The following is a 4,143-nucleotide window of genomic DNA, read 5'->3' on the forward strand; positions in this document are numbered from 1 at the left end:
GCTTCGGTCGCTTGACTCGCTTCCCAACAACCTGCCCGTTCAGCTGACCAGCTTTGTGGGCCGCCGCGATCAGATAGCCGAGGTCTGCCGCCTGATGGACGAAACCCGCATCCTGACCCTCACCGGAGCAGGCGGCTGCGGCAAGACGCGCCTGGCCCTTCAGGTGGGGGCCGAGCTGCTTGACCGCTACCCCGACGGCGTGTGGCTCGTGGACCTGACCCAGGTCTCAGACCCCGACCTCGTCGCCCAGGCCGCCGCCACCTCCCTGGGCTACAAGCAGGAGCAGGGCCGCACGTTCACCGAGACCCTGACCGCCCACCTTGCCAACAAGACGATGCTGCTTCTGCTCGACAACTGCGAGCAGGTGGTCGCCACCGCCGCGTCGCTGGTCGAGACGCTGCTGGTCACCTGCCCCGGCACAAGCGTCCTGGCCACCTCCCGGGAGCCCCTGGGGGTGCCGGGCGAGGTGGCGTGGCGGGTGCCGAACATGTCCACTCCCGGTGAGAGCCCGCCGGCCAGGCTGGAGGTGTTCACGCAATACGAGGCCGTCCGGCTGTTCATCGACCGCGCGAGGAAGGCGCGAACCGGCTTCGCCGTGACCGAGCAGAACGCGCCCGCGATCGCTCAGCTGTGTCACCGCTTGGACGGAATCCCTTTGGCCATCGAGCTCGCCGCCGCACGTTCGCGTGTGCTGACGCCTCAGCAGATATGCGAGGGACTGACGCGGAGACTGGACCTCCTAACAGGCGGGGCGCGCACCGCCTTCCCGCGCCAGCAGACGCTGCGGGCCTCGATCGACTGGAGCCACGACCTCCTGTCCGAGGAGGAGCGGATCCTGTTCCGGGGTCTGTCGGTGTTCGCCGGGGGCTTCACCCTTCAGGCTGCGGACGAGGTCTGCCTCGATGGAGTGCTCGATGTCCTGGCGCATCTGGTGGACAGGTCCCTGGTGGTCATGGAGGAGCAGGGGGAGTCGGCTCGCTACCGGCTGCTGGAGACCGTGCGGCACTACGCTGACGAACGCCTGCGCGAAGCAGGAGAGATCAGTGACCTCCGCAACCGCCACCTCGTCTTCTACGTTCGCGCCGCCGAGCAGATGGAGGCGCGGATGTACGGACCGGATCAGGCCGAGGCCTTCGCGTACCTGGACTCCGAGCGAGGAAACCTGGCCGCCGCGCTCACCTGGGCCCAGGAGTCGGGACAGTTCGAGCTCGGACTGCGATTGGCGTCGTCCCTCTGGCTCTACTGGTACTCGCGGGGGCTCTGGTCGGAGGGGCTCAGCTTCTACGAGTCACTTCAGCCGGGGCTCGACTCGGTCTCCCCCCGGTTGCGGTCGCAGGTGCTGTTCGGGCTCGCCAACGTCCTGCGGCCCCTGAACCGCATCGCGGAAGCGTTGGAGGCCGAAGAGGCTTCACTGGGAGCCGCTCTGGACGCCGGGGACAAGGACGTGTACTGCCGGGCGCTGTTCAACCATGCCTTCGGGCGCGCTCTTGACGCGCAGCTGGAGGAGAGCATCCGCCTCGCCGGGGAGGTGGGAGATGCCTTCGTACGTGCGAAGGCTCTTACTCTTATCGGCGGACGCATGGTGCGCGCCGGCGACGTTCCCGGCGCCATCGAGCGTTACGAGGCTGCTATAGCCGGGGCCCGGGCAGGCGGAGACCGCGCGAGCATGCACGAGGCCTTGCTGTTCCTGGGGTGGACGCACATCTGGCGGGGGGAGTTCGAGGCGGCGCGGGCGTGCCTGGACGAAGGGCTGGATCTGGCTCGCGGCTACTGCGCGATGTGCTTCGGAGGGGGCCACGGTATGAAGTCGACGCTGGAGCTGATGACGGGCGACAGGGAGCGAGCCAGGCAGCTCGCAGACGCGGGTCTTGCCGTCAGCGAGGAGTTCGGCAACTCGGTGGGAGCAGCCCTGTGCGCCTGTGCGGGTGCGAGCGTAGCAATCGCCGACGGGGACGCGGATCGAGCTAAGACTCTCGCCGCCCAAGCTCAGGAGTCGGTCACTCGAGGATCAATGGTGGCCAGTCAGGCCAGAGGGCTGATGGCCTCCGGAGAAGCTTCCATGTCCGCGGGTGATCTCGAGGCGGCCCGTCCGACTCTCGAGAAGGCGCTCGCCACCGCTCAGGAGGTGGGCACCCCATTCTGGATCGAGCGGTCGCTGCTGGCCCTCGGACGCCTCGCGGTCATCGACGGAAACGTGGATCAGGCTGAATCCACCCTCCACCAGGCCTTGACCCTCCAGCTGTCCGTCGAGGACCGCCTTGGCGAGATCGAGAGCGTGGAAGAGCTGGCTTGCATCGAGTCCCGCCGAGGGCTGCACGCCGAGGCAGTCCGCCTGATGGCCGCCGCTCAGCGGCAGCGGGAGGCCATCGGCTTCCGGCTGCGGTGGCGGCCCCTGGAGAACGACCTGCATCCGTCGAGAGAGGCGCTGGCCGCCAGTTTCGATGAAGCATGGAACGAGGGCGCAGCCATGGAGCGTGACGAGCTGATCGCCTACGTACAGCGCGGCCAGGGAGAAGGAGGCGTCCGCCCTCCGGCTGGAAGAGCCTGACCCCCACGGAGATCGAAGTCGTGAAGCTCGCCGCGGAGGGCCTGACAACCCCCAAGTTGCCGAGCGCCTGTTTGTGATCCACCACACCACCCGTACCCACCTGCAACACGTCTTCTCAAAGCTAGGGGTGAAGTCGCGGGCAGAGCTTGCGGTCCAAGCAACCCGCCGCGACCTGTAGAGGCTCCGGTTGCCGTGGTTGAGTCCGTTGCGGGGCGGGCCCGGTCGCGAGTTCCGCAGCCAGCGGCGCGAAGCGGCGCGCCAGCGAGGACTGCAGAGCAGGCGGGTCCGCCCCGCAGCGCAACCAAATGGGAACATCGGATCGTCACCAAAGGATCAACGTGATAGCGTCCGACGATGGAGCCTGAGCTTCATCCCGACCTGCTTCCTGTCTCGTTCCTGGTCGGGACGTGGCTCGGCCACGGGACCGGCGAGTACCCCACGATCAAGCCGTTTCGGTACAACGAGGAAGTCCGGTTCTGGCACGTCGGCAAGGCCTTTTTGGCCTACGAGCAGCGGACCTGGGCCCCCGACACCGGGCGCCCCATGCACTCCGAGATGGGGTACTGGCGCTGCAACAGCGACGGCGACCTGCAGGTGGTTCTGACGCACCCGACGGGTGTGGTCGAGGTGAGTGAGGGGACCGTGCGGGGTGCGGCCATCGAGTTCGCGACGACGCACATCGCGCTGGTGCCGGGGGCAAAGGACGTGGAGAAGCTCCAGCGCAGCTTCCTCATTGCGGGGGACCTGCTCACCTACGAGGTCCGGATGGCGGCGGTCGGGGAGCCTCTGCAGCACCACCTGGCGGCGGAGCTTAACCGCGTCCCGCCGCGCGAGGTCGCCGTGGAGGTAGCGGAGGAGACCCTGACCTGACCCGGTGCGGTCGGCGCGGGAGCCGTCCGATAGCCTGATCCGATGCCCTTGGAAGTGGTCGACCTGCGCGCGGAGTCGTCCGTCCCGGACGTCCTGACGCGCCGCCACGGCGGGTGGGACCGTCCGGAGCTGGCGAAGCCGGCGGCTGTGGTCCGCAAGATCCTGAGCGATGTCCGAGAGGACGGTGATGCGGCCGTCTGCGCCTACACCAAGTCGCTGGACGGCGCGGACCTCACCGCCGAGGGGCTGCGGATGTCGCACGTGGACAGGGACCTGGCAGCCGCCCGCGTCGACCGCCGGACGATCGGGGCTCTGGAGGCCGCGGCGCAGTCCATCCGCGAGTTCCACGAGGCCCAGCTCCCATCGGACTGGTCCATCGAGCGCGATGGGGCCCGGACGGGCCAGGTGTTCCGTCCCATCCGCCGCGTCGGTCTGTACGCCCCCGGGGGCCGGGCCGTCTACCCATCCACCGTGCTCATGACCGCGGTCCCGGCGATCGTCGCGGGCGTGTCCGACATCGTGCTGGCCACGCCTCCGGACGAGTCCGGCGAGGCGTCCGACGTCATCTGCGCCGCCGCGGCCATATGCGGGATAGACGAGATCTACAGGATCGGGGGCGCCCAGGCCGTAGGCGCGCTGGCATTCGGGACGGCGACGATCAAGCCGGTGGACAAGATCTGCGGCCCCGGGAACCTGTACGTGACGCTGGCCAAGCGCGAGGTGTA

At 68.5% G+C, this 4,143-nt stretch carries 4 protein-coding genes; all 4 read left to right on the forward strand.

What is annotated here, in order from left to right:
• Nucleotides 1-2,548, forward strand: a 2,548-nt coding sequence (locus VNE62_03460) for an NB-ARC domain-containing protein (GenBank protein HVE91348.1), incomplete at its 5' end; no start/stop codon positions are given.
• Nucleotides 2,549-2,621: 73 nt separating this feature from the next.
• The gene (locus VNE62_03465; GenBank protein ID HVE91349.1) at nucleotides 2,622-2,726 is read left to right on the forward strand and encodes a hypothetical protein; all 105 of its coding nucleotides are present in this window, start codon (nucleotides 2,622-2,624) and stop codon (nucleotides 2,724-2,726) included.
• Between the two features lie 176 nt (nucleotides 2,727-2,902).
• On the forward strand, nucleotides 2,903-3,418 hold the full coding sequence (locus tag VNE62_03470; GenBank protein ID HVE91350.1) for an FABP family protein: 516 nt from the start codon (nucleotides 2,903-2,905) through the stop codon (nucleotides 3,416-3,418).
• Between the two features lie 42 nt (nucleotides 3,419-3,460).
• A partial coding sequence (locus VNE62_03475) for a histidinol dehydrogenase (GenBank protein ID HVE91351.1) occupies nucleotides 3,461-4,143 on the forward strand: 683 nt, incomplete at its 3' end.

This window comes from Actinomycetota bacterium (assembly GCA_035536535.1).
Lineage (GTDB): Bacteria > Actinomycetota > JAICYB01 > JAICYB01 > JAICYB01 > DATLNZ01.

Coding starts and splice junctions, on each gene's coding strand:
- VNE62_03470 (HVE91350.1), top strand. CDS start 2,903: ATGGAGCCTGAGCTTCATCCCGACCTGCTTCCTGTCTCGTTCCTGGTC.